Source organism: Paenarthrobacter sp. FR1 (assembly GCF_051106045.1).
GTDB lineage: Bacteria > Actinomycetota > Actinomycetes > Actinomycetales > Micrococcaceae > Arthrobacter > Arthrobacter nitroguajacolicus_A.
On record NZ_JBPFSF010000015.1, the window covers coordinates 70,598 to 93,991 of the forward strand.

Annotated in this window: 22 protein-coding genes and 1 tRNA gene; 17 read left to right on the forward strand and 6 right to left on the reverse strand. The window is 62.8% G+C overall.

Features of this window, described 5'->3' with window-relative positions; translation table 11 throughout:
- Positions 1-13: 13 nt before the first annotated feature.
- The 5 genes from ACR30Z_RS21560 (at position 14) to ACR30Z_RS21580 (ending at position 4,653) form a co-directional block, all read left to right on the forward strand.
- On the forward strand, positions 14-895 hold the full coding sequence (locus tag ACR30Z_RS21560; RefSeq protein ID WP_144652500.1) for a carbohydrate ABC transporter permease: 882 nt from the start codon (positions 14-16) through the stop codon (positions 893-895).
- Positions 892-1,797, forward strand: coding sequence for a carbohydrate ABC transporter permease (locus tag ACR30Z_RS21565; RefSeq protein WP_144652499.1), 906 nt, complete (start codon positions 892-894; stop codon positions 1,795-1,797). Before ACR30Z_RS21560 ends, ACR30Z_RS21565 begins: the two co-directional genes overlap by 4 nt.
- 38 nt (positions 1,798-1,835) lie before the next feature.
- Positions 1,836-2,915, forward strand: coding sequence for a LacI family DNA-binding transcriptional regulator (locus ACR30Z_RS21570; protein WP_434374580.1), 1,080 nt, complete (start codon positions 1,836-1,838; stop codon positions 2,913-2,915).
- Positions 2,916-3,179: 264 nt separating this feature from the next.
- Entirely contained in the window at positions 3,180-4,073 is an 894-nt protein-coding gene (locus tag ACR30Z_RS21575) for a glucose 1-dehydrogenase (protein ID WP_144652497.1), read from the forward strand.
- A gap of 124 nt (positions 4,074-4,197) precedes the next feature.
- Positions 4,198-4,653, forward strand: coding sequence for an SdpI family protein (locus ACR30Z_RS21580; RefSeq protein WP_434374560.1), 456 nt, complete (start codon positions 4,198-4,200; stop codon positions 4,651-4,653).
- Between the two features lie 16 nt (positions 4,654-4,669).
- Here ACR30Z_RS21580 and arr read toward each other — a convergent pair whose 3' ends face one another.
- Positions 4,670-5,080, reverse strand: a complete 411-nt coding sequence (gene arr / locus ACR30Z_RS21585; protein WP_434374561.1) for an NAD(+)--rifampin ADP-ribosyltransferase — start codon at positions 5,078-5,080, stop codon at positions 4,670-4,672.
- 157 nt (positions 5,081-5,237) lie between these two features.
- On the opposite strand from arr, the gene ACR30Z_RS21590 reads away from it, so the two are divergent.
- Positions 5,238-5,627 carry a hypothetical protein gene (locus ACR30Z_RS21590; RefSeq protein WP_434374562.1) on the forward strand — a complete coding sequence of 130 codons (390 nt, stop codon included), beginning with the start codon at positions 5,238-5,240 and terminating at the stop codon, positions 5,625-5,627.
- 79 nt (positions 5,628-5,706) lie between these two features.
- Complete coding sequence (locus ACR30Z_RS21595) at positions 5,707-6,198, forward strand: DUF2306 domain-containing protein (protein WP_434374563.1); 492 nt, start codon at positions 5,707-5,709, stop codon at positions 6,196-6,198.
- 162 nt (positions 6,199-6,360) lie between these two features.
- Here ACR30Z_RS21595 and ACR30Z_RS21600 read toward each other — a convergent pair whose 3' ends face one another.
- The 3 genes from ACR30Z_RS21600 to ACR30Z_RS21610 form a co-directional block, all read right to left on the reverse strand.
- Complete coding sequence (locus tag ACR30Z_RS21600; RefSeq protein WP_434374564.1) at positions 6,361-6,822, reverse strand: GNAT family N-acetyltransferase; 462 nt, start codon at positions 6,820-6,822, stop codon at positions 6,361-6,363.
- Positions 6,823-6,981: 159 nt separating this feature from the next.
- Positions 6,982-7,058, reverse strand: a tRNA-Thr gene (locus ACR30Z_RS21605).
- Between the two features lie 159 nt (positions 7,059-7,217).
- Complete coding sequence (locus ACR30Z_RS21610) at positions 7,218-8,096, reverse strand: DsbA family protein (protein ID WP_144652492.1); 879 nt, start codon at positions 8,094-8,096, stop codon at positions 7,218-7,220.
- Between the two features lie 176 nt (positions 8,097-8,272).
- Between ACR30Z_RS21610 and ACR30Z_RS21615 the strand changes: the two genes are divergently transcribed.
- The 5 genes from ACR30Z_RS21615 to ACR30Z_RS21635 all read left to right on the forward strand — a co-directional run bounded on the left by ACR30Z_RS21615 (position 8,273) and on the right by ACR30Z_RS21635 (position 14,967).
- Positions 8,273-9,772, forward strand: a complete 1,500-nt coding sequence (locus ACR30Z_RS21615) for an alpha,alpha-trehalose-phosphate synthase (UDP-forming) (protein WP_434374565.1) — start codon at positions 8,273-8,275, stop codon at positions 9,770-9,772.
- On the forward strand, positions 9,762-10,559 hold the full coding sequence (gene otsB, locus ACR30Z_RS21620) for a trehalose-phosphatase (RefSeq protein ID WP_144652490.1): 798 nt from the start codon (positions 9,762-9,764) through the stop codon (positions 10,557-10,559). The genes ACR30Z_RS21615 and otsB overlap by 11 nt, the downstream gene beginning before the upstream one ends.
- 206 nt (positions 10,560-10,765) lie before the next feature.
- A complete protein-coding gene (locus ACR30Z_RS21625; protein WP_062070492.1) occupies positions 10,766-11,848 on the forward strand; it encodes an ABC transporter ATP-binding protein in 1,083 nt (360 codons plus the stop codon).
- Between the two features lie 111 nt (positions 11,849-11,959).
- Positions 11,960-13,555 carry a beta-N-acetylhexosaminidase gene (locus tag ACR30Z_RS21630; RefSeq protein WP_434374566.1) on the forward strand — a complete coding sequence of 532 codons (1,596 nt, stop codon included), beginning with the start codon at positions 11,960-11,962 and terminating at the stop codon, positions 13,553-13,555.
- Positions 13,552-14,967 carry a DUF4032 domain-containing protein gene (locus tag ACR30Z_RS21635; protein ID WP_144652488.1) on the forward strand — a complete coding sequence of 472 codons (1,416 nt, stop codon included), beginning with the start codon at positions 13,552-13,554 and terminating at the stop codon, positions 14,965-14,967. The genes ACR30Z_RS21630 and ACR30Z_RS21635 overlap by 4 nt, the downstream gene beginning before the upstream one ends.
- A gap of 63 nt (positions 14,968-15,030) precedes the next feature.
- On the opposite strand, the gene ACR30Z_RS21640 is transcribed toward ACR30Z_RS21635, so the two are convergent.
- The gene (locus ACR30Z_RS21640) at positions 15,031-15,714 is read right to left on the reverse strand and encodes a GntR family transcriptional regulator (protein ID WP_244296843.1); all 684 of its coding nucleotides are present in this window, start codon (positions 15,712-15,714) and stop codon (positions 15,031-15,033) included.
- Positions 15,715-15,766: 52 nt separating this feature from the next.
- On the reverse strand, positions 15,767-17,233 hold the full coding sequence (locus tag ACR30Z_RS21645) for a chlorohydrolase family protein (RefSeq protein ID WP_434374567.1): 1,467 nt from the start codon (positions 17,231-17,233) through the stop codon (positions 15,767-15,769).
- Positions 17,234-17,449: 216 nt separating this feature from the next.
- Here ACR30Z_RS21645 and ACR30Z_RS21650 point away from each other — a divergent pair, with 216 nt between their 5' ends.
- The 5 genes from ACR30Z_RS21650 to ACR30Z_RS21670 all read left to right on the forward strand — a co-directional run bounded on the left by ACR30Z_RS21650 (position 17,450) and on the right by ACR30Z_RS21670 (position 23,366).
- Positions 17,450-18,427: an ABC transporter permease gene (locus ACR30Z_RS21650; protein WP_434374568.1), complete on the forward strand. Its 978-nt coding sequence runs from the start codon at positions 17,450-17,452 to the stop codon at positions 18,425-18,427.
- Between the two features lie 51 nt (positions 18,428-18,478).
- Positions 18,479-20,203, forward strand: coding sequence for an ABC transporter substrate-binding protein (locus tag ACR30Z_RS21655; RefSeq protein ID WP_434374569.1), 1,725 nt, complete (start codon positions 18,479-18,481; stop codon positions 20,201-20,203).
- 81 nt (positions 20,204-20,284) lie between these two features.
- Positions 20,285-21,286, forward strand: a complete 1,002-nt coding sequence (locus ACR30Z_RS21660) for an ABC transporter permease (RefSeq protein ID WP_144652484.1) — start codon at positions 20,285-20,287, stop codon at positions 21,284-21,286.
- Positions 21,283-22,335, forward strand: a complete 1,053-nt coding sequence (locus ACR30Z_RS21665) for an ABC transporter ATP-binding protein (RefSeq protein ID WP_434374570.1) — start codon at positions 21,283-21,285, stop codon at positions 22,333-22,335. Before ACR30Z_RS21660 ends, ACR30Z_RS21665 begins: the two co-directional genes overlap by 4 nt.
- 8 nt (positions 22,336-22,343) lie before the next feature.
- Positions 22,344-23,366, forward strand: a complete 1,023-nt coding sequence (locus ACR30Z_RS21670) for an ABC transporter ATP-binding protein (protein ID WP_144652482.1) — start codon at positions 22,344-22,346, stop codon at positions 23,364-23,366.
- Positions 23,367-23,394: the final 28 nt, after the last annotated feature.

Consider the following 23,394-nt stretch of genomic DNA (forward strand, 5'->3'; position numbering starts at 1 on the left):
GAAAGGCCCCGCCATGCTTCCCAACCGGTCAAGGACATCAGTCCTGGTCTTCCTGCTTCCGCCGCTGCTCCTCTACTGCGCAGCCGTACTCTTTCCCATTCTCCAATCGCTGTTCCTGAGCTTCTTCTCGTGGAACGGCATCAGCGATATGGAGTTCGTCGGCCTCTCCAACTACGTCAGGATGCTCACTGCCGACGACATCTTTTGGCGGTCTTTCTTCAACGCCCTCATCTACCTGGCCATCTGCTTGGTCCTGCAACTGGGCGGCGCACTGGTGGTAGCCAGCCTTCTGACGTCCTTGCGCCGCGGCCGGGAACTCATCAAGACCCTGTACCTGCTGCCGGCCGTGATCTCCACGGTAGCCATCGCTTTCCTTTTCGTGCGCATCTACTCGATCGATCCCGTGGGCCTGCTGAACCAACTGCTGCACTGGGTGGGACTCGGTGCGTTTGAACGTGCCTGGCTCTCCGATGTGAACACTGTGCTGGCGGCCGTATCCGCGCCGGAAGGTTGGCGGTTCACCGGGCTCTACATGCTCATCATCTACGCCGCCCTGATTGCCGTTCCCAAGGAACTCGAAGAAGCCGCAGTCCTGGACGGTGCCAACAAGTGGACGCTGTTCACCAAGATCCGCTTCCCCTACATTCGGCCCGTCTGGATCACCACCACCATCATGGCCACCACATATGGCCTGCGTGGTTTCGATATTCCCTACCTCATGACCAACGGCGGCCCGGGACAATCCTCCGAGCTGCTCACCACCTACATGTACAAGACAGCCTTCACCAGTACGGACTTTGGGTACGCCAGCACCATCTCCGTGTTCATCGTGATCGAGTGCCTCGTCGCCGTCGGCCTCATCCTGTTCATGCTCAAGCGGAAGGCAGACTCATGATCGCCCAGACAGCCCCGGTTCACACCCCACCCACCACTACGCCTCCCGCGCCAGCAGTCCAGAAGCGACGCCGCAAGCCCAGCCTGTACCGGACTCTGTCCCGGGTCCTGATCATGCTGATCGTGATCGTCCAGGTCTACCCTCTTGCATGGCTGTTCCTGACCAGTCTCCGCACCGAACAGGACTTCGCCACCGGTGACCCGTTCGCCCTGCCCAGTTCGCTGACGTGGGAGAACTATGCCCGGGCGTTCGAAACGGGCGACCTTGGCCGGAATATCCTCAACAGCTTCATCGTCACCATGGGCGCCAACATCCTGATCGTCCTGTTTGGCATGATGGCCGCCTACGCCATCCAGGTCCTTGGCTTCCGCTTCAGCAAGTTCGTTCGTGGGCTGTTCCTGGTGGGCATTATCGTGCCTGTCCAGATTGCGCTGGTTCCGCTGTTTATCGACTACTCCACCGTGAACCTGCTGGACACCTACCAGTCAATGATCATCCCCCTGGCCGGTTTTGCCCTCCCCATGTCCATCTATCTGTTCTCTTCATTCTTCGAATACATCCCGCGGGAGACGTACGAGGCCGCTTCCCTCGACGGCGCAGGCCCTTACCGGATCTTTGGACTGATCACCTTGCCGTTGTCCTTGAACACCGTGGTCACCGTGGTCCTGGTCAACAGCATCTTCATTTGGAATGACTTCATCTTCGCCAACACCTTTGTCCTTTCCGAAGAACTGAAGACCATTCCGCTGGGCCTGCAGAATTACATCGGGGCCATGGGAAAGGTGGACTGGACAGCCACCTTCGCCGCTGTGTGCGTCACCATCACGCCGTTGCTGCTGGTGTTCCTTGTCCTGAACAAGGCCATGATCCAAGGCCTGGAGAGCGGGGCGAACAAGGGATGACGGCCATGGCAGACGGATATACTCCTGGTGGAGGACAGATGATTTCGCAGGAGAAAAATTCAGGCAGCGCGGCCACCCCCGACGTTCCTGTCAAAATCGACCGTGCCCATCCAGTGACCCTCCGCGAAGTCGCTGAAGCCGCAGGCGTTTCCACCGCCACGGTCTCGCTGGTCATCAACAAGAAAAAGAACGCCCGCATCGCAGAGGAGACGCGCGAACGCGTCAAGGACGCGATCCGCCACCTCGGATACCGGCCCAACGCCATGGCCAAGAACCTCGTCAGTGGAACGTCCAAATTCATCGGACTCGTCGCCGACGGCGTTGCCACCACCCCTTTCGCCGGCCAGATCATCCACGGAGCGCAGGATGAGGCTTGGAAGCACGGTTACGCCCTGTTGATCGCCAATACCGAGGGCAACCTCGACCTGGAAAAAGATGCGATCGCCATGATGCTCGAATACAAGGTTCGCGGGATCCTTTACTCAACGTGGTTCCACCGGCCCACGGATGTCCCGGAAACCCTGCGTGAGTCCGACTTCGTCCTGGTCAATTGCTTCTCCCCGGATTCGTCGACATCCCGTGCTGTGGTTCCCGACGAAGCCCAGGGCGGGCAATCGGCAACAGAAATCCTGCTCCGCGGCGGCCACCGGCGCATTGCCTTCATCAATACCACCACGCCCGCTCCAGCCAAGGACGGACGACTCAAGGGTTACCAGGATGCTCTGGAAGCCGCGGGCATTCCGTTCGACCCCTCCTTGGTTCTGGAGGCCTACCCGGACCAGGAAGGTGGTTACGGTGCTACGGAAGAACTCCTCAAGCGCAACGTTTCCGCCGTCTATTGCTACAACGACCGCATGGCCATGGGCCTCTACGACGGGCTAAGGGAGAACGGCCTCTCCATTCCGGACGACATCGCCGTAGTGGGATTCGACAACCAGGAAGTCATTGCGGCCCACCTTCGGCCGCCGCTCTCCACCGTGTCCCTGCCCCACTATGAACTCGGCGCCGCCGGTGTCCGCATGCTGCTCGGCCTGGACAAGTCCCCTGACGGCAACCCCGTGAAAATCTCGTGCCCTGCCGTTGAGCGGGCCTCTGTGGCTGTGCACTCCGCCGCGTAGCCCAGCTTCACCTGGCTGACTTTCAGCTGACAACCTTCACCCACTTTCATCGCGACCGCCGGCCGCCCATGCCCCGGCGGCTCCCCCATGAACGTTGCCTACGGGCTCGGCCGGCTCGGCGCGAACACGGCACCTCCGACGGCGGAGGAGCTGCTGGCGGAACTTCCGTCCGACTTGGCAGAGCCACCTCTCCTTGCTTAGGCTGGAAATCATAAGCTTACTTAGCTTTTCCATGCTCCACGCCTAACCATCAGGAGGACCAGCATGACTGACCAGTACACCTTCCGAAACCCGGTCACCGCTTACGAGCACATCTCCCCGCCGAAACAGCACCAGCCCGAGCCCGGGCTCGACGCTGAACTGACACCAAAGGCTGACCTCGGTGAGGATAGCTATCGCGGAACCGGACGACTCGAAGGCCGCAAGGCGATCATCACCGGAGCCGACTCGGGAATCGGAGCGGCCACCGCCATCGCGTTCGCCCGTGAGGGAGCCGACGTCGTCCTTTCCTACCTGCCCGAAGAAGAAGAGGACGCTGCCCGGATTGCCGGGATCATCGAGGCCGCCGGCCGTAAGGCTGTTAAAGTCCCCGGTGACCTCAAGGACTCCGCAACGTGCCAGGAAGTGGTGGACACTGCCGTCGCTGTCTTGGGCGGGATTGACATCCTGGTCAACAACGCGGGCAAGCAGGTGGCGCAGAAGGACCTCGCGGACATCACCGATGAGCAGTTCGACCACACGCAGAAAACCAATGTGTACGCCATGTTCTGGCTTACCAAGGCTGCCCTCCCCCATCTCCCGGCCGGCTCCACCATCATCAACACCACGTCCATTCAGGCCTACAACCCCTCGCCCACCCTGGTGGATTATGCAACCACCAAAGCCAGCATCAACAACTTCACCAAGGGCTTGGCACAGCAGTTGGCGCCGAAGGGCATCCGGGTCAACGCCGTGGCACCGGGCCCCATCTGGACGCCCCTGCAGGTCAGCAGCGGCCAGCCGAAGGAAGAACTGCCCGAGTTCGGACAGTCGACTCCTTTGGGCCGCGCCGGCCAGCCGGCCGAACTTGCCCCGGCGTACGTCTTCCTCGCCTCGCCGGAATCCAGCTACGTCGTCGGTGAGACGCTGAATGTCAACGGCGGCAGCCCCACGCCTTAGGCGTCACCCTGATGAGAAGCACGACGGCGACGCCCCCACGCGCGGGAGCGTCGCCGTCGTCGTTAATTCAGTTCGTGCGACGCTGCCGAACAGGACGGAAGGCTCGTCCCGGTTGGTTTGAGTTGTGCCTTCCAAAGGCGCTGGCTACCGTGAACAGTTCCAGCAAGCACGGCGTGGATGGGGGCACATCTTGGGGTTGGAATTCAGTACGGCCATGTTCAGCATCGCTTTCCTGGTGGTGGCCGGACTCTTGAAGATGCTTGCTTCCCAAGTGGAGGCGGGAGAGTCCAGGCCAAATTACACTTTCGGCATCCGGTCCAAGGCAACCATGGCGTCCGACGACGCTTGGGTTGCCGCCCATGAGGCGTCCGTGAAGGTTCTGAAAAGGACAGCGGGCCTTTTGCTCGTATTTACGGCAGCTCTATGGGTGATCTTCGGTGTACTGCCCAAGGATGACAGCAGCGTGGTTTGGATCTTTTTCATCGGGCTTGGCTTCACTGCCGTCCTGGTGGTGCTGCTCCTGCGCATGTACTTCAAGGCAAATTCGGTCGCAGAACGAGTCTGTTTTTCGACTCGCTAGCTCTCATGGGCCCTTGTCAGTTGATGATCTCGCCGCGTTCATCGGCCAGAATCGCCGCCAAGCGGTCTTTCCACGCCTGCAACGCTTCGGGCGTCAGGCGCGTCCAGTCGGTGACTTCGCCGACTACCCGGAGCGGATCGCGGCTGCGATACGACCGTGTGGGATTCCCCGGGAATTTCTTGTCCGTCACGTTCGGATCGTCCTCGAACGCCCCGGTGGGCTCCACCTCGTAGACGCGCGGTTCATCGTCACCTGCTGCGAGCTCCGCAGCGAGTCCCGCTCCGTCCGGCAGTGCAGTGAAGTAGATGTGATTCATGACCACTTCGGGACGGTAATTCGACCTGAAGCCTGCACTCAGGAGGTCTCCTTCCCGAAGGTCTGCTTTGGTGCCGTGAAAGAAGGGGCCATCGTCCAGGGGTTTCGTCACAGCTAAAGCCTAAGCCGACGTCACTTGTTCCGTGGGACGTTTTCGGGTTCGCCCGTGCGGCCAGGCGCCTGGTTAGAATCAACACACTAGAGCCTGAGGGGGCAGCGCCATCAAGAATTCAAAGTTCGCATTCCTGGTTACAACCGTCGTAGGGGGCTTGTTGCTCACAGGGTGCTCCGGGGCATCCGGTTTCACAGCGCTTGAGCGCCCATCCGCAGCGAGCGACGACCTTCCCGAAGGTGTGAATTTCGGACCGGAAACGCACCTGGCAAAAGTACTCATGGTTGCCGAGGCCAATGGCAAGAAGTACTTCCTCGGACAAGATGAGGAAGGGCGCACCGCCTGCCTGGCTGTTTATCCTGTTGACAACCCTGCCGGCTGGCACAGCAGTTGCTCAGTGGGAGGGACAGGACGCGGCGAGATCCTGAAGACGTCCGGACCTGACCAGAAAGCATCCGTTCTCGTCTCTGACGGCTTCGACACGAAGGATCTGGAAGCCTCCGGATTCACGAAAGTACATGCCAATATCCTGGTCTCGGACGGCTGAAGGGTTGGCATGTTCCAATAAGGGAGTCATCCGCCAACACATGTGCAAAGGTGCAGCTGACGGCCACTAGGCTGGCCGTATGCCATCGCCCTGGACTCTCCTGATCGCCCTGCACGCCATCGCAGCGGGCTATGCCCTGATCTTCGGTGCCGTGAATCTGCTCCGCCGCAACAAAGGCACTGCAGCGCACAAGGTCCTGGGCCGCATCTGGGCGGTGGCCATGTACGTCGTGGTCCTCACGTCCTTCGGGATCCGGACCATCGACGGCGGATTTAACTGGCTCCACGCGCTTTCCTTGCTGACGTTTTGCACCCTGACGATGGGCCTGGTGACCGTCCGCCGCGGCAACATCCGGGCGCACCAGCGCTTCATGACCGGCAGCTACTTCGGACTTGTCGGCGCGTTCATCGGCGTCGTTGCCGTGCCGGATCGCAGGCTCCCCCAAATGGCCTTTCACGACCTCGCCGGTCTCACGCTCTGGGTGGCCGCCCTCGCACTTACCGCCGGGCTGACCATCGCCGGACTCCGGCAAATGCGACAGAGGACCGTCCCAGCCAGGGCGGAACGTTAACCAGTTACGAACCCGGACGATCCTGTTCTGCATGGTTGGGCGCCCTGGGTTAGAGTGCGACCTCGGTCAGTTGCCACTCTTCACGACCAGACGAGGATGGACCCCTCCTAAAGGAACAGTGGCTGCTCCGGCCAGATCGTGACGCGGAAAAGCGAGAAACTTTTAGGCCGGACTTGCCGGTAGTTCCGGTACCAGCAACTGCAGGTGCAGGATGGGGAAGGGGCGGCCCTCGCCGTCAACTTCGGAGCGGCCCACTTCGGAGAACCCCCGCGCGGCGTAGAACGCCCGTCCGGAGGCGTTCTGTTCGTTCACATCGACCCGCACAGCATCATGCCCGGCTGCTGCCGCTTGCAACAGCGCAGACCCGATTCCGCGCCCTTGCGCGTCAGAGTCAACGAACAACATTTCGACAGTGGCCCCCGAGACAGCGATGAACCCTACGAGCGTCCCGCCCTCAACGGCGACCCTGAGATCCGGCATCTGCGGCAGGTAAGCGGCTACGTCCCGCTCGATCTCGTCGACATCAGCTGCTGTCAGGAAAGCATGGGTGGCCTCGACCGAGCGGCGCCACAGGGCCAGGAGTGCGGGGTAATCGCCGGCGTCGACGGCTTGAATGGAAATCATAGCGAGAGCATACTGGCCAGCAGGGTCTCGGGTTCTTGAGAAACCGGCCGCTGGTGTCGTCTGGCTTCTTGAAAGCGTGTTGTCGACGTGGAGTGCCCCGCATTTCAGACACAAAAACCCCTCCATCCCCGGGCAAAATCGCCGGAATGGAGGGGTTTGTGGAGCCCCCTGTCGGATTCGAACCGACGACCCCCGCTTTACAAGAGCGGTGCTCTGGCCAACTGAGCTAAGGAGGCATGCGCCGGTAACACGGCGCGTCGCGCAAATCAGCGCTAGATAAGGGTAGCCCAGACCCTCCCCGTCACGGAAATTCGCCCACAGTACCAGCCGCAAGTACAACAGCGGCCGGCCACCCATGAGTCAAAGGGTGACCGGCCGCCGTCGTGCTTTAGGGCTTAGCCCTTGGCGTCGATCGCAGTCTGGATATCAGCGTTCAGGTCGGTGGTGCCGTCCCACTGCTTGCCATCGATGAAGATGGTGGGGGTGCCCGTGATGCCGATTGCGGCAGCTTCCTGCGTGGCGACCTTCACCCACGGACGGAACTGCTTGCTGTCGACACACGAGTCGATGTTCGCGGCCCCGATTTCGGTGGCCATCGCCTTCAGGTCCTTGTCGGAGATACCGGCGCCGCCTTCAGCGGGCTGGCGCTCAAAGAGCAGGTTGAAGAATTCGGCGTACTTCTCAGGGGAGGAGTTCACCACGCAAGCAGCTGCGTTGGCTGCGCGGGAAGAATAGTTGGTGGAGGACTGCTGGTCCAGGAAGCCAAGCGGCCGGTACTCGAGGGAGATTTTTCCTTCGTTCCGGAGGTTGGTCAGAGACTCTCCGTAGGTGGTCTCGAACCGCTTGCACACCGGGCAGATGAAGTCGATGTAAGCGATGACCTTGACCGGCTTGCCGGCTTCGGCCTCGCCGCCGGGAACCGTCACGGTGGCCGGCTTGGTGGCCGGAGGTGCAGGGACATCAGCGACGTTGACGGTAGCTGGCTCGGACTTAACAACTTCGGTGTTTGCCAGCAACGTCACGCCGCCATGCACGTTACCGTTGGCCGGAGTGGGGCCTTGGTCGGCAATGGGGGCGTTGTTCTGGACATTGCCAACAACGACGAACGCCACCACAGCGATGATGACGACGATGGCAACCACAATGCCCCAGCCGACCAGAAGCTTGTTGCGCTTGTCCTTCTTCAACTGTTCTTCGCGGATTGCGCGCGCTTTTTCCCGCGCCTGTGCGGTGCGTTCAGCCTTGGACAGGCGGGATTCGTTTGCGGGGCTCATCAGTTCCTCGGGTTACTCGACGTCGTAGTGCATAGCTAGGGCAACGGGGACAGTTTACGGGAGCCAACTTGGAGCTCCACCGCACACCCTTCCTGCCGGTTGTTGAACGATCAACTGCCCGTGAAGATTCCGCCGGTAGGCTGGGAGTTGAGTCACAGCAACCCCAGGGAGCATTAATGCAGGATTTGGCAAGCGAAAAACTCAAGACCGAAGAAGGCGTTCGGGCTTCTCCCGTCAAGAGGCCCACGGCAACCAAGTTCGACTTCATGGTGGTCTCCAACAGGTTGCCCGTGGACCGCATCAGCGAAGACAACGGCCACGGCAACGACGGGTGGCGGCGTTCGCCCGGCGGCTTGGTTACGGCGCTCGCGCCGATGATGACAAAGTCCGACGGCGCGTGGGTAGGTTGGCATGGCGCTCCGGACGAGACCGTGCGCCCCTTCAGCCATGAAGGCATGGACCTCATCCCCGTGCAGTTGAGCAGCGACGACGTTGAACTCTTCTACGAGGGCTTCTCCAACGCGACCATTTGGCCGCTGTATCACGATGTCATTGCACCGCCGGAGTTCCACAGGACTTGGTGGGATTCGTACCGCAAGGTCAACAAGAAGTTCGCTGACGCCGTAGCCCGGCACGCCGCCCAGGACGCCACTGTGTGGGTGCAGGACTACCAACTCCAGCTGGTTCCGCGTTTGCTGCGGGAAGCCCGGCCGGACCTCAAGATCGGCTTCTTCAACCACATTCCCTTCCCGCCGCCGGAGATCTTTGCCCAGCTGCCGTGGCGCCGCGAAATCATCGACGGCCTGCTTGGCGCTGACCTGCTGGGCTTCCAGCGCCCCAGCGACGCCGGCAACTTCATGCGCTCCGCCCGCCGCTTCCTGGGCGCCAGCGTGAAGCAGCAGCAGGTTCATGTGAAGGGCCCGGACGGGGAAGTGACCCATATCGCCAGGGCGCAGGCTTTCCCCATCTCCATCGATGTGGACCAGATCCGCGAGCTCGCCGCCAGGCCGGACATCATTGAGCGGGCCCAGCAGATCCGCAAGGACCTGGGCAACCCCAAGACCATCCTCCTGGGCGTGGACCGGCTGGACTACACCAAAGGCATCCGGCACAGGCTTAAGGCTTTTGAGGAACTCCTGGCGGACGGCCACATCAAGGTGGAGGACGCTACCCTCATCCAGGTGGCCAGCCCCAGCCGGGAGCGCGTGGAGCAGTACAGGCTGTTGCGCGAGGAAATCGAGGGCACCGTAGGCCACATCAACGGCACGTACGACACCATCCAGAACACGGCCGTACGCTACCTGCACCACAGCTACCCGGTGGAAGAAATGGTGGCCATGTATCTCGCGGCGGACGTCATGTTGGTGACGGCGCTGCGCGACGGCATGAACCTGGTGGCCAAGGAATACGTCACGGCCCGTTCAGAAGACGACGGCGCGCTGGTCCTCAGTGAATTCGCCGGCGCAGCCGATCAACTCAAGCAGGCCCTGCTGATCAACCCGCACGATATCGACGGTCTCAAGTCCACGATCCTGCGCGCCATCAACCTTTCCCCCAAGGAAGCACGCCGCCGCATGAAGCTGATGCGCAAGCAGATCCTGGACCACGACGTTGATCATTGGTCCGCCGAGTTCCTGGCCGCACTGGAGGAAAAGGTGGTGCGCGATGACAGCTGAGAATCTGTCCCTCTCGCCGGAATTGCTGGAGGCCGTCCGGCGCATTTCCAGCACTGAACAGCTCCTGGTGGCCCTCGATTTCGACGGAACGCTCTCCCCCATCGTTGATCGCGCTGAAGATGCGCGCCCTCTTCCGCGCTCGGCCGCGGCGTTGGAGGCTCTTGCCGAACTGCCACGCACGACGACGGCACTCATTTCAGGCCGGGCACTGGACAGCCTGCGGCTGGTCGCCTCACCTCCGGCCACCACGCTGCTGATCGGCAGCCACGGGGCCGAGGTGTGGCTCGGTGAAGGGTCCCTGGGCCTGGAACTGGACGATGAGCAGCGCGCGAAGCTGGCCGCAGTCCGCGAGGTCCTCATGGAGATCGTGAACATCGCTCCCGGGACGTTGCTCGAAGACAAGCCCGCCGGCGTCGTTCTCCACACCAGGATGGCCGACGACGACGTTGCGGAAGACGCCGTCGAGGCTGCCCTGCGCGTGCTGCGCGAGCATCCCGGCGTCTACCTGAAGACGGGCAAGCGCGTGTTGGAGACGTCAGTGGTCCACGCTTCCAAGGGGGAGGCGGTGGAGTTCCTTCGACAGGCCACGGGTGCCACTGCCATCCTTTTCGCTGGTGACGACGTTACTGATGAGGACGCCTTGGGCAGGCTGATGGGCGACGACGTCGGCATCAAGGTGGGTTTGGACTTCACGCAGGCGCAGTACCGCGTGGAGGCTCCCGTGCACGTGGCTGAGCTGTTGGAAGCATTGCTGCGGGAACGGCGCCGGGTCACCGCTGAGGCCTGATGCGTGAGCAGTCACACGTGTGACGTTCGTAACATTTAGGTAGTAGGTCCAAAAGTCTGACATACTCTTGGATGTGATGTGACGCACAGTACCGTGCGACGTCACACGATCCTCCCCGGCCATTGGCCGGGGAGTTCAACTGAAGAAAATGAACCATTCACAACGGATCGTCCGGCACGTACCTGCCGGTGAAGGGATTGATAACTGTGGCTACAGTTACTTTTGATAACGCTACGCGTCTGTACCCGGGCACAGATAAGCCCGCCGTCGATAAGCTCAACATCGACATCGCCGATGGCGAATTCCTGGTCCTCGTTGGACCTTCCGGTTGCGGTAAGTCCACATCGCTGCGCATGCTCGCAGGCCTTGAGGACGTCAACGCAGGCCGCATCCTGATCGGTGACCGCGACGTCACGGACGTTCCGCCGAAGGACCGCGACATCGCAATGGTCTTCCAGAACTACGCCCTCTACCCGCACATGACCGTTGCGGACAACATGGGCTTCGCTCTCAAGATCGCTGGCGTTTCCAAGGAAGAGCGCGCCGAGCGTGTTCGCGAAGCCGCCAAGCTTCTTGACCTTGAGGCATACCTGGACCGCAAGCCGAAGGCACTCTCCGGTGGTCAGCGTCAGCGTGTTGCCATGGGCCGCGCAATCGTCCGTAACCCCCAGGTCTTCCTCATGGATGAGCCCCTCTCCAACCTTGATGCCAAGCTTCGCGTCCAGACCCGTACGCAGATCGCATCCCTGACCCGCCGCCTCGGCGTCACCACGGTTTACGTGACGCACGACCAGGTCGAGGCCATGACCATGGGTGACCGCGTGGCAGTCCTGAAGGACGGCCTGCTCCAGCAGGTTGATACCCCGCGCAACCTCTACGACCGCCCGCAGAACGTCTTCGTCGCAGGCTTCATCGGCTCCCCGGCCATGAACCTCCTGGAACTCCCCGTCGTCGACGGCGGCGTCCAGTTCGGCGGAACGGTTTACCCCGTGCCGCGCGACGTCCTCGAAGAGGCCCACGGCCAGACCGTCACCGTCGGTTCCCGTCCGGAAGACCTCGAGACTGTCGGCAACGGCGAAGGCCTCCAGGTTGAGGTTGACGTGGTGGAAGAACTCGGCGCCGACGCTTACGTCTACGGCCACACCATCCTCGATGGCAAGAGCCACGACATCGTTGCACGCGTCGACGGTCGTCGCCCCCCGATGAAGGGCGAGTCCATCTTCGTTCGTCCGCAGTCCGGCCACGTGCACCTGTTCGACACCAAGACCGGCCTGCGCCTGGGCGACTAGTCCCCACCGGCACCCGGCGCTACGGCGTCTGTACGTTCCGCATTTAGATAGCGGCCCGACCTCTCCCGGTCGGGCCGCTCTCGCGTTAACCTTTCTCTCAGAAAGATCGGCATGAACACCACAGATAACCTGATCCCCCGTCCTTCGCACGTCGCGCCCGGGGACGGGCCGGCCTTCCTCCTCTCCCCCGGCGCCAGGATCGCGGCCGGCCACGCCGCCGCTCAGGTAGCCGAGCAGTTGGCCGCGCTGCTCCGAACTGCCACCGGCTTTGCCCTGCCGCTGGTCGAAGAACACCGGCCCGGAGACATCTCCCTGGAGTTGGTGGAATCGTTCGACGGCGGCCGTGAGGCTTACACACTGACCGTCGCCGAGGATGAAATCCGGCTTACCGCCTCCACCCCGGCAGGACTGTTTAACGGTGTGCAGACGCTCCGGCAGCTTTTCCCCGCAGCGATCGAGGAAGCCGGCGCCGCCGAGAACCGTGACGCCGGCACTTGGGTGATTCCCGCCGTCGAGATTGCGGATGCTCCGCGCTTTGCGTACCGCGGCCTCATGTTGGACGTCGCCCGCAGCTTCTTCACGGTGGAGGAGGTGAAGGAGCAGATCGATGTGATGACCCAGTTCAAGTTCAACGCCTTGCACCTGCACCTTACGGACGACCAAGCGTGGCGCATCGAAATACACGAGCCCGCAGAGAACCCTTCCGGGTTGCCCTACGCCAAACTGACCGAAGTGGGCGGCCAGGGCGCGGTGGAGGTGCCCACCGCGGTACCTCCGCGCGGCAACTCCGGCTTCTACACGCAGCAGGATTTCAGGGACATCCAGGCCTACGCCGCCACCAAGAACGTGCTGGTCATCCCGGAAATCGATCTTCCGGGCCACGTCAACGCCGCCCTCGCCGCCATCCCGCAGCTCAATCCCGATGGCCTGGCCAAGCCCATGAGCACCACCTCGGAGGTGGGATGGTCAACCTTGAGCGTGGAGCTGCCCGCCACGTACGAGTTCGTCCGTGAAGTCCTCAGCCAGCTCGCTGCCATCACTGACGGCCCGTATCTCCACATCGGTGGCGACGAGGCCCATGTCACGGGACACGATGACTACGTGGCCATGGTGCAGCGGTTCGTGAGGATCGGCGCCGAGACCGGCAAATCCGTGGTGGGCTGGAACGAGTTCGCCGCCGTCGAGCTTCCGGAAGGTAGCGTCATCCAGTACTGGCACGGCGATTTCGAGCCCACCGTGCGGCAGGCTGAACAGAGCGGATCACGGGTGATGATGTCCCCCGCGGCCAACACCTACCTGGACCAGAAGTATGCCTCGGACAGCCCTGTCGGCCTCGAATGGGTGGAAGGCGGGCCTTTCACCTGGTCCGAGTACTACAACTGGGACCCTGCCCAAGGCGGGCTGCAGGACCAGCAGATCCTCGGCGTCGAAGGCCCCCTGTGGACCGAAACTGTCCGCAACAACCAGCAGGCCCAGTGGCTCCTGTACCCCAGGGCCGTTTCGCTGGCTGAAGTCGCTTGGTCCGGCCAGGAGGTCCGCAACGCCGGTGACTTCCGACGTCGGCTGGGCGCCCTGGGCGAGCGGCTCGCCCAGCAAGGTGTCGTGTTCCAGAAAGCCCCCGACGTCGAGTGGTCCGCGAAGCCGGAGTATCCCTTTCCAGACCCGATAGCCGGTAGCGAGTCCAAGTACGGAACAATTGAGGCATGAGCGAGCAAAACGAAGCCCAGTGGCACGACGAACCTACCGACTACGGGCAGATCGGCAAGCTCCCCAGGACTGAAGCTGCGAGTGCACAGGACACCACGCCGCCCGCCAGCGTCATCGGTTCCCTGAACATCACCGCAGCTGCGGCGGATCCGGAGTTGCTGGATCTGCCATGGCACATCGCCTTGGAGGACTGGCCGGCTGAAAACCTTGCCGCGCTCCCCCGCGGTATCTCCCGGCACATCGTGCGCTTCGCCCACCTTGGCGGTTCGGTCATCGCCATCAAGGAAACGTCCGAGCACGTTGCACGCCACGAGTATCACATGCTGCGGAAGCTGGCACGGCTGGACGTTCCCTGCGTGGAACCTGTGGCTGTCATTACGGGACGCACCACGGCGGACGGCAGGCCGCTCAACCCGGTACTGGTCACACGGCACCTGAAGTTCTCCATGCCGTACCGGGCGTTGTTCTCGCAAATGCTCCGCAAGGACACCCTGACGCGCCTCATTGACGCGCAGGCGCTGCTCTTGGTCCGCTTGCACCTCATCGGCTTCTACTGGGGCGATGTCTCGCTGTCCAACACCCTGTTCCGCCGTGACGCCGGCGCCTTCGCCGCCTACTTGGTGGACGCCGAAACCGGCGAGCTCTACCCGGACCTGTCCATGGGGCAGCGCGAATACGACCTCGAGATCGCCCGGGTGAACATCGCCGGCGAGCTGATGGACCTTCTGGACGGCGGGCTCATCGAGGAAAAGGTGGATCCCGTAGCCACCAGTGAGCTGATCATGGACAGCTACCGCAGGCTGTGGACTGAGCTCACGGAGAAGGAATCCTTCGAACTCGGTGAACGCTGGCGCGTGGGTGCCCGCATCCGCCGCCTCAACGAGCTCGGGTTCGACGTGGAGGAATACGCCATCAAGACCACGGCGGACGGCTCCACCATCCAGCTCCAGCCCAAGGTGGTGGACGCCGGCCACCACCAGCGGCGATTGCTGCGCCTGACCGGCCTGGACGCCCAGGAGAACCAGGCCCGCAGGCTCCTCAACGACATGGACCAGTTCCGGGCAGACAACAACCCGGACCTGGACGAGGAAATCAGCGCGCACATCTGGGTCAGCCAGATCTTCGAGCCAATCGTGCGTTCCATCCCGCGTCACTTGGCCGGGAAACTGGAGCCGGCGGAAGTGGTGCACGAAGTCCTGGAACACCGCTGGTACATGAGCCAGAAGCAGGACAGGTACGTCCCATTGGCGGAGACGGTGCAGTCCTACCTGGACACCGTGCTGCAGCACCGCCGTGACGAGGCCGCCATCATGCTGAACCCGGACACCGAGCTGCTGAAGATCCTTGAGGTGGAGGTGGAGGAATCCGGCCGGTACGACGACGAGGACGAGTACCCGGACGCGGACGATTAATGGAGTCTTTGTACAGCTAACGCCCCTTAGACGGCTCCTAAAGGGCGTTAGCTGGACAAAAACTCAGGGTTCCAGGGTTTCCGCGAGCCCGTTCAGCACGGGCTCGCGGCCCAGCTCGATGTGTGAGTACGCCAGCGAGTAGGCAAGGTCCGGACGGCCCTTCAGGATCGCGTTGCACAATTCCGTATGCTCGTCGCGCTGGAGTTCGTTGCTGCGGTTGTGGGCCAGTCCGAAGATCCAGCGCATCCGCCCGAACAGCGGCTTGACGGATTCGATCAACAGCCTGTTGCCGGAAAGGCGCACGATTTCGGCGTGAAGTTCGGCGCTGATCAGGGCGACATCCTCAGTGCGTTCGTCATCGATGGCAGCCTTGGAGGCCTCCATGAGTTCCGCCAGCCTGCCGCCGTCGCTCCCTTCGGCCACACGGGTGGCGGCCATCCTTGCGGCGAAGGTCTCCAAGCAGAGCCGGACGTCGAAGAGTTCGTTGACATCGGTCAATGTCAGTTGCCTCACCACGGCACCGCGCCGCGGGAAGGTGGCCACGAAGCCGTCCTGCTCCAGCCTCTGGATGGCTTCCCGGACGGGGATGCGGGAGACGTTGTAAACCTCGGAAAGTTCCCGTTCACGCAGCCGCATGCCTTGGGCGTACTTGCCCGTGACTATGCCCTCCAACACCAGTTGGTAGACGTTGTCCGCGCGGGCCTCGTCATCGCGGCCATTCCCGGTCTCCGGCACTGCCTCAGCCACTGTGGAACTTCCCTTCATCCCTGCGTGCGCTCCCATCGCCGGGAGGCGCCGGTCAGCGTTCCAACCGAGCATACACGGGAGGAAACAGCTCATCGGCAGGACGGTTCTTGATGTCACGGGCACTGTAGGCGCGACGCATCTTGTCGAACAATTCCTGGCCCTTGGACCGCCAATATCCGAGGTCGACGCCGTCGATCACGCCCTCGGCCATGATGGTCCGGCCCGCCACGACGGACAGCACCGTTTGGCGCGCTGATCCGTTCAGAAGCAGGGTCCGCAGCGGGTCCTCGCGGACGCCGTCGCGGAAGTCTCCCAAGGAGAACGCCACCAGGTCGGCCTGGGCGCCTGGCTCAAGCCGGCCGAGGTCTGGGCGCCTCAAAGCCTGGGCACCGCCCAGCGTAGCGGCGTCGAAGTATCCGGCAACATCACCGGCGTCGTTGGTCCCGGCGAGGATCTTGGCGAGCTGCACTCCAGCATCGATGCCCCGGATGAGGTCCGGCGGGAACGAGTCCGTGCCCAAGGAAATGTTGATGCCCGCATTCTTGTACGCGGTAAAGGAATCCAGTGTGCTGCCGTAGCGCATGGAGGTCAGGGGGCAGTGGATGATGCTGGCGCCGCTGTCCGCCAACCGCGCGAGGTCGCCGCGGTCCTCGCCATGCACGGCAGGGTTCCTGTCCGTGTAGGTGGCATGGGGAATCAGGAGCCGCTCGTTGAGGAGGCCCACCTGGTCCAGGAGTTCCAGGGGTGTCACGCCGTGCCAGTCCAGGATGAGCTGCCGCTCCACGAGTCCCTGCAACGAGTGCAGGCGTACCAGCACGTCCCGCTCGTTGGAGGCTGCTGCGGTGGCTTTGAGCAGCTCGATGTCCAGCGTCTCGATCCGGCACGGGAGCAGGACGCCGCTGATCAGGGGATCGTCGAGGTCCGTCGCATGGTCAATGAAGCGCAAGGCGTCGGCCAGCCCCTCACGGCCGCGGCCGTCGTCGAACATCACCGAACGCTCGCCGTCCTGCAACACGACGTTCACGCCTGAGCGGTAGGCCGGGCCGAGGTAGCCGCGCAGGCCCAGCCGCCGACTGGTCTCCGCCATGCCCACCAGTTCCTCGAAGGGTTCTGCCCATTCGGAGTGCACCTCGGAGGCGATGGGCATGTAGGTGGTGATGCCATGCAGGACAAGTTGGATCAGGGCGTACTCACGGATCTGCTGGCGTTCCTCGGCGGTGAAGACGTCTGCGCGGCGGTTCCGGAAGTAGTCCTCGGACCATTGGTGGCCTTTGGCCTGCTCAGCGCCGGCCCAGCTGTCCAAAATGAGGTGGTCAATGTCGGTGAGGGCATCGAGGTCGATCAGGCCCGGCATCAGTACGGCGTCGCCCACGTGACGTTCCTCGTCCACCGGACCTTCGTACTGGTGGCCCACGTAGTCGATGGTGTGGCCGCTGTAGACAACGCACGCGTTTTCCAGCAGCACGTGGTGTCCGTCGTGATGGCCCAGCACGTAGCGGGCGGTGACCTTGGTGGGCACGGCGACTCCTGTTTCCTGTCCGCAGGGACAGCTCATATTACTCTCTGGTATTCCAAACAGTACATTATTTGTGATTTACATCGCATCAATCCTGCTCTAATCTATTTTGGTATACAAGAATTCCGGAGCCAGCTCCTGATCATGAAACGAGCAGAACCGTTGACCCAGTTACAGTCCGTCGAACCAAACACCGGCAGCCCCCCGCCCCCTTCGGCAATGACGTCTGAGAACAAAGTGGCCGCGCCGGCTGAGGCGCGCTCTCTGCTCGCCACCGCGTGGATGAGGATCCGGCGCAGCAAGGTGGCGCTCCTCAGCCTGTGTGTCGTGGTGGCCATCCTGCTGTTCGCCATCCTGGCCCCAGTGCTCAGCGCCATGTCCGGCAACGACCCCTACACGTCCAACACCAGCCCCGAGGTTCTGGACGACTTCCAAACACCCGGGCTGCCCCTCCCCGGCTACATGTACCCCTCGGCGCAGCACTGGTTGGGGGTAGAGCCCGGACTGGGGCGGGATCTCTTCGCGCGGCTCGCCCATGGCGGCCAGGTTTCCCTCACCATTGCCCTGCTTTCCACAGCAGTCTCCGTGGTCCTCGGGACGGTACTCGGCGCAGCCGCCGGCTACTTCGGTGGCAAGACCGATGCCATCATCAGCCGGATCATGGACCTGTTCCTCGCGTTCCCGCACCTCCTCCTGGTGCTCTCCCTGACGCCGATCCTGCAGTCAAGGCTCCGGGATACCCCGCTGGGTGAGGGCAGCTTCCTGCCCATGGCCTCGCTGGTGATCATCCTGGGCTTCTTCGGCTGGGCCTACCTCGCACGCATCGTCCGCGGCCAGGTGCTGAGCCTCCGCGAGCGCGAATTCGTTGAAGCGGCCCGGTCCTTCGGCGCCTCGCACCTCAGCGTCCTGTTCCGGCAGATCATCCCCAACGTCATGGGCGTCGTCCTGGTGTATGCCACCATGCTGATCCCCACCAACATCTCAGCGGAAGCAGCGTTGTCCTTCCTTGGCGTCGGCGTCAAGGACCCCACACCGTCGTGGGGCCAGATGCTCAACGCTGCCCAGTCCGGCAACTGGTACCTCAGCGACCCGTGGTTCCTGGCTGTCCCCGGCCTCATGCTCATCATCACCGTGCTGGCCTTCAACCTCCTGGGCGACGCCGTCCGGGATGCGCTGGATCCCAAGTCCTCCCGGTGACAATTTCCGCACCATTCCCCGCATCGCCCTCCACCCCTCACAAGGAGCATCATGAAAACCCCCGCAAGAGCCCTGGCTCTTTCCGTGTTGATCGCCATGGCAGCCACCGGCTGCGGCGCAGGCCAGAACCAGCCCAGCACTTCCAAGCCTGCCGAGTCGGTCACCGAGCTTGCCCCCAACGTGGTCAAGTCCGGCTTCAACTCCAAGGGCGGAAACATCAACGTCCTGATGTCTTCGGACTTCCAGACCCTCGATCCCGGGAACAGCAATTACGTCCAGACGGCCAATGTCGGCCAGCTGTACTACCGCACACTGACCATGGCCAAGGAAACCGCCGGCCAGCCTCCCACAGTGGTCCCGGACCTCGCAACGGACACGGGCAAGGTCTCCGATGACGGCCTCAGCTGGACGTTCACCCTCAAGGACGGCGTGAAGTTCGAGGACGGCACACCCATCACCTCTGCCGACATCAAGTACGGCGTGGAGCGTACTTTCGCGCAGGACGTCTTCACCCAGGCGCCGCAGGAACTAAATGCAGCGCTCGACGCCGGCGGGTACAAGGGGCCGTACAAGGATCCTGCCGCTGTGCTTCAGGCCGTTGAAACGCCCGATGAGCGCACGGTGGTTTTCCACCTGAAGAAGCCCTTCGCGGAGTTCCCTGCGTTGGCGTCCCGCTCCAACACGGCGCCGGTCCCCAAAGCCAAGGACACCAAGCTGGATTACACCAACCACCCCGTCTCCTCGGGTCCCTACATGGTGGAGTCCTACAACCGCGGGAAGTCCCTCAAGTTGGTCCGCAACCCGCATTGGGATCCCGCCACCGACCCCAACCGCTCCGCCCTGCCGGACACCTTCAGCTTCTCTCTGTCCACCTCGCAAGCCACCATCAGCCAGCAGTTGCTTGCCGACTCGGACCCCAACGCCATCACGCTCGACTCCAATGGCGCCCTGCAAACTTCCGACTCCGCCAAGCTTGCCGACGCCAAGGTGAAGGATCGCGTAGCGTCCGGCCTGCTGGGCTGCAACGACGTCCTGAGCCTGAACACGCAGAAGATCACTGACCCGGATGTCCGCAAGGCGATCGCCTTGGCCCTGGATCGCCAGTCCATCCTGGTGCAGTACGGCGGACGCCGCTTCGGCGAGATCACCCAGAGCCCACTGAACTCCAAGATGCGCGGCTACGTGGAAACGGAGCTGGAGCTGGACCCCGCAGGCAAGCCCAAGCTCGAGGAAGCCAAGAAGCTCCTGGAAGGCAAGGACTACCCCAAGACCCTGACGTACGGCTACGCCAACAACAGGGACGCCTTCAAGAACACGGGCACCGTGGTCCAGCAAAACCTCAAAGCCTTGGGCATCGAGGTGGAGCTGGTTCCGATTCCTGCCCCGAACTACTACTCGATCCTCGCCAGCGAACAGCTCCCGGACATGGGCCGCTCCGGCTGGTGCGGTGGCGCTGACCCGGCATCGATCCGCACGTCCGCTGATCCCCTGCTGGGACCGAACAACGACGGCACCAGCTACGGCTTCTCCAACACCTCCCGTTACTTCGACCCCGTAGTCTCCAAGGCCATGTTCGATTTGCGCAACACGGACGGAACCTCGGAGGAACTCGGCAAGAAGTGGTCCGAAGCCTTCGGCTCAGCCTTGAAGACCTACCCGATCGTCCCGCTCATCCGCAGCCACACCAACAGCGTGGTGGGTTCCAACGTCCGCAATGCCCAGGTGGGCTACTTCTTCGGCGGCATCGACCTCTCGATCGTCGGCGTCGAGCAATAACCGGGCTTCGAAAACTATTCGGGCATAGTCCAGAAGGAGAAGCGGGCCGCCTGCCCCGGCGGGCGGCCCGCAACCACCACCATGATGACTTTCATTCTTCGCCGAACCGGATCGCTGGTCCTGCTTCTCGCCGCGGTCAGTTTCATTACTTTCACGCTCTTCCAGCTTGGTCCGTCCGATCCCGCTGCCGCCGCCTGCGGTCAGGAGTGCACTCCCGAACGCGTGGCGGAGGCCCGTGTAGCGCTGGGCATGGACCAGCCCTTCCTGGTGCAGTACATCGACTACATCCGGGGATTCTTCTCCTCGCGCATGATCGGCGCTCCGGGAGCCCAGACGCTCTGTGAATGGCCCTGCCTCGGCAAGTCGTTCCAAACCAATGAGAACGTTGCCGACATCATCGGCCGCTCGCTCCCCTACACCTTCTCCATGGCCATCGGCGCACTGGTCCTGTGGACCATCACCGGCGTCGGGCTGGGGCTGCTGGCCGCCCTTCGCAAAGGAACGCCGGTGGACAAGTTCATCGTGGGTGCGGCTTCGGTGGGCGTCTCACTTCCCATCCCGGTCACCGGCTTGTTCCTGCTGCTCCTGTTCGTCAACCAGCTGCATCTTCTGCCGTTCACCACCAACGAAATCAATAGCCCCTTCGGACCACAGGGCCCGGGAGCCTGGGTGGCCAACTACCTGTTGCCATGGATCGCCTTGGCGGTGCTTTTCAGCGCCTCCTATATCCGTGTCACCCGAACCAACATGATTGAAACCTTTGGCGAGGACTTCATCAGGACCGCACGTGCGAAAGGCCTGGCACCCCGGACGGTCACGTTCAAGCACGGCGTCCGTGCGGGCATCACCCCGGTTGTCACCATGCTCGGAATGGACATCGGCCTGCTGCTCGGCGGCGCGGTCCTCACCGAGCAGATCTTCTCCGTCCCGGGCCTGGGCTTCACGGCAGTGCACGCCGCCATCTCCGGCGACCTTCCAGTCACCATGGCCATCACCATGCTGGCCGCGTTCTTCGTCATCGTTGCGAACGTCGCCGTGGACCTCGCCTACGCCGCCATCGATCCCCGAGTGAGGCTCCAATGACCCAGCTGCAGACCAACACCGCGAGCGCTACTGCCGGAAGCACAGCAACCGCTGCTTTCCTTGAAGTCCGCGGCCTCACAGTGAAGTTCCCGACGGATGACGGCGTTGTCTCCGCCGTGAACGGCATGGATTTCGCCCTGGATCGCGGCCAGACCCTGGGTATCGTGGGCGAATCCGGCTCCGGAAAATCCGTCACCAGCCAGGCACTGATGGGCCTGCTCAAAGGCACGTCCGCCCAGGTCACCGGCCAGGCCGTGTTCCAAGGCAAGGATCTGGTAACACTGCCCGAGTCGGCAATGCGCCAACTCCGCGGCCGCAACATGGGCATGATCTTCCAGGATCCGCTCTCAGCCTTGCACCCCTTTTACACGGTGGGACACCAGATCGCCGAGGCGTACCTCGTCCACAACAAGGCGAGCAAGAAGCAAGCCCGGGCGGCCGCCGTCGACATGCTGGGAAGGGTGGGTATCCCCAGCCCGGAGCAGCGCTACGACGAGTACCCACACCACTTCTCCGGCGGCATGCGCCAGCGTGCCATGATCGCGATGGCGTTGATCTGCGAACCCGAGCTGCTGATCGCCGACGAGCCCACCACCGCTTTGGACGTGACCGTTCAGGCGCAGATCCTGGACCTCATGTCAGAACTCCAGGAGGAAACCAACTCGGCCCTCATCCTCATCACGCATGACCTTGGCGTGGTGGCCGAAGTCTGCGACGACGTGCTGGTCATGTACGGCGGGCAATGCGTCGAATCCGGGCCGGTGGACAACATCTTCTACGACACCCAGCACCCGTACACCTTGGGCCTGCTCAACTCCATGCCCACGCTGAACAGCGCCGCCGGCCAGCTGAACCCCATACCCGGCCAGCCGCCGTCGCTCCTTGACCTGCCCAAAGGCTGCATCTTCAGCGCGCGGTGCCAGTACGCCGAACTCGTCGGTGACGGCGTGTGCGCCAGCCAGCGGCCCGAACTGAGGGTCGACGACGGGCACGGCAAGCGCTGCCACCTGAGCGGCCCACAGATCGTCACCATCCGGAATTCGCGTTAGGACCCGCCATGGAACATCAGCCAATTCTCCAGGTGGAGAACCTGAAAAAGCACTTCCCGTTGAAGGGCGGCCTGCTGCCGGGCGCCGCCAAACGATCTGTCAAAGCGGTCGACGGCGTATCGTTCAGTCTTGCCCGAGGCCAGACTTTGGGCCTCGTGGGTGAGTCCGGTTGCGGTAAGTCGACCACCGGACGCATGGTGGCGCGACTCATGGACCCGACGGGTGGACGGATTGTGATCGACGGCGTCGACATCAGCCAGCTGCGCGGCCGGGATCTGTATAACTTCCGGCGAAAAGTCCAGATGATCTTCCAGGATCCTTTCGCTTCCCTGAACCCGCGGCAGACCGTGGGCACGGCCATCGCGGCTCCCATGGTGGCGCAGAAGATCAACCCTCCGGGTGGCCTCAAGAACCGTGTCAAGGAGCTCCTGGACCAGGTTGGCCTGAAGCCGGAGCACTACAACCGTTTCCCGCATGAGTTCTCCGGCGGACAACGGCAACGCGTGGGCATTGCCCGGGCCATTTCCCTGAGCCCGTCCGTCATCGTGTGCGACGAGCCTGTCTCCGCGTTGGACGTCTCCGTGCAGGCGCAGGTGGTTAACCTCTTGCAGCAGATCCAGCGGGACACCGGCGTTTCCTACATCTTCATTGCCCATGATCTCTCCGTGGTCCGGCACATCTCCCACGAGGTCGCAGTGATGTACTTGGGCAAGATCGTGGAACAGGGACCCCGGGACGAGCTCTTCCAGAACCCCCTGCATCCCTACACCAAGGCCCTGCTCTCCGCCGTGCCCCTGCCGGATCCAAGGGCTGCTCGGGAACAGGTGAAGATCCGGCTTCGCGGCGACCTGCCGTCACCGGCCAATCCGCCCAGCGGCTGTGTGTTCCGGACCCGTTGCCCCTTGATCGGCACCCTTCCGGAAGAACAACGCCAACGGTGCATCAACGAGATTCCGACACCAGCCACGCCCGCCGCACCGGCCTGCCACCACGCAGGTATGGCCGCAAAGGCCCTGGCGGGCGTGCAATAGAAGCAGGCCATGGATTCACAACCAAAGG

What these genes read in the sequence shown, in the direction of transcription:
- ACR30Z_RS21560 (WP_144652500.1), top strand. Translation starts at nt 14, where the DNA reads ATGCTTCCCAACCGGTCAAGGACATCAGTCCTGGTCTTCCTGCTTCCG.
- ACR30Z_RS21565 (WP_144652499.1), top strand. Translation starts at nt 892, where the DNA reads ATGATCGCCCAGACAGCCCCGGTTCACACCCCACCCACCACTACGCCT.
- ACR30Z_RS21570 (WP_434374580.1), top strand. Translation starts at nt 1,836, where the DNA reads ATGATTTCGCAGGAGAAAAATTCAGGCAGCGCGGCCACCCCCGACGTT.
- ACR30Z_RS21575 (WP_144652497.1), top strand. Translation starts at nt 3,180, where the DNA reads ATGACTGACCAGTACACCTTCCGAAACCCGGTCACCGCTTACGAGCAC.
- ACR30Z_RS21595 (WP_434374563.1), top strand. Translation starts at nt 5,707, where the DNA reads ATGCCATCGCCCTGGACTCTCCTGATCGCCCTGCACGCCATCGCAGCG.
- ACR30Z_RS21600 (WP_434374564.1), bottom strand. Translation starts at nt 6,822, where the DNA reads ATGATTTCCATTCAAGCCGTCGACGCCGGCGATTACCCCGCACTCCTG.
- ACR30Z_RS21610 (WP_144652492.1), bottom strand. Translation starts at nt 8,096, where the DNA reads ATGAGCCCCGCAAACGAATCCCGCCTGTCCAAGGCTGAACGCACCGCA.
- ACR30Z_RS21615 (WP_434374565.1), top strand. Translation starts at nt 8,273, where the DNA reads ATGCAGGATTTGGCAAGCGAAAAACTCAAGACCGAAGAAGGCGTTCGG.
- otsB (WP_144652490.1), top strand. Translation starts at nt 9,762, where the DNA reads ATGACAGCTGAGAATCTGTCCCTCTCGCCGGAATTGCTGGAGGCCGTC.
- ACR30Z_RS21630 (WP_434374566.1), top strand. Translation starts at nt 11,960, where the DNA reads ATGAACACCACAGATAACCTGATCCCCCGTCCTTCGCACGTCGCGCCC.
- ACR30Z_RS21635 (WP_144652488.1), top strand. Translation starts at nt 13,552, where the DNA reads ATGAGCGAGCAAAACGAAGCCCAGTGGCACGACGAACCTACCGACTAC.
- ACR30Z_RS21650 (WP_434374568.1), top strand. Translation starts at nt 17,450, where the DNA reads ATGACGTCTGAGAACAAAGTGGCCGCGCCGGCTGAGGCGCGCTCTCTG.
- ACR30Z_RS21655 (WP_434374569.1), top strand. Translation starts at nt 18,479, where the DNA reads ATGAAAACCCCCGCAAGAGCCCTGGCTCTTTCCGTGTTGATCGCCATG.
- ACR30Z_RS21660 (WP_144652484.1), top strand. Translation starts at nt 20,285, where the DNA reads ATGATGACTTTCATTCTTCGCCGAACCGGATCGCTGGTCCTGCTTCTC.
- ACR30Z_RS21665 (WP_434374570.1), top strand. Translation starts at nt 21,283, where the DNA reads ATGACCCAGCTGCAGACCAACACCGCGAGCGCTACTGCCGGAAGCACA.
- ACR30Z_RS21670 (WP_144652482.1), top strand. Translation starts at nt 22,344, where the DNA reads ATGGAACATCAGCCAATTCTCCAGGTGGAGAACCTGAAAAAGCACTTC.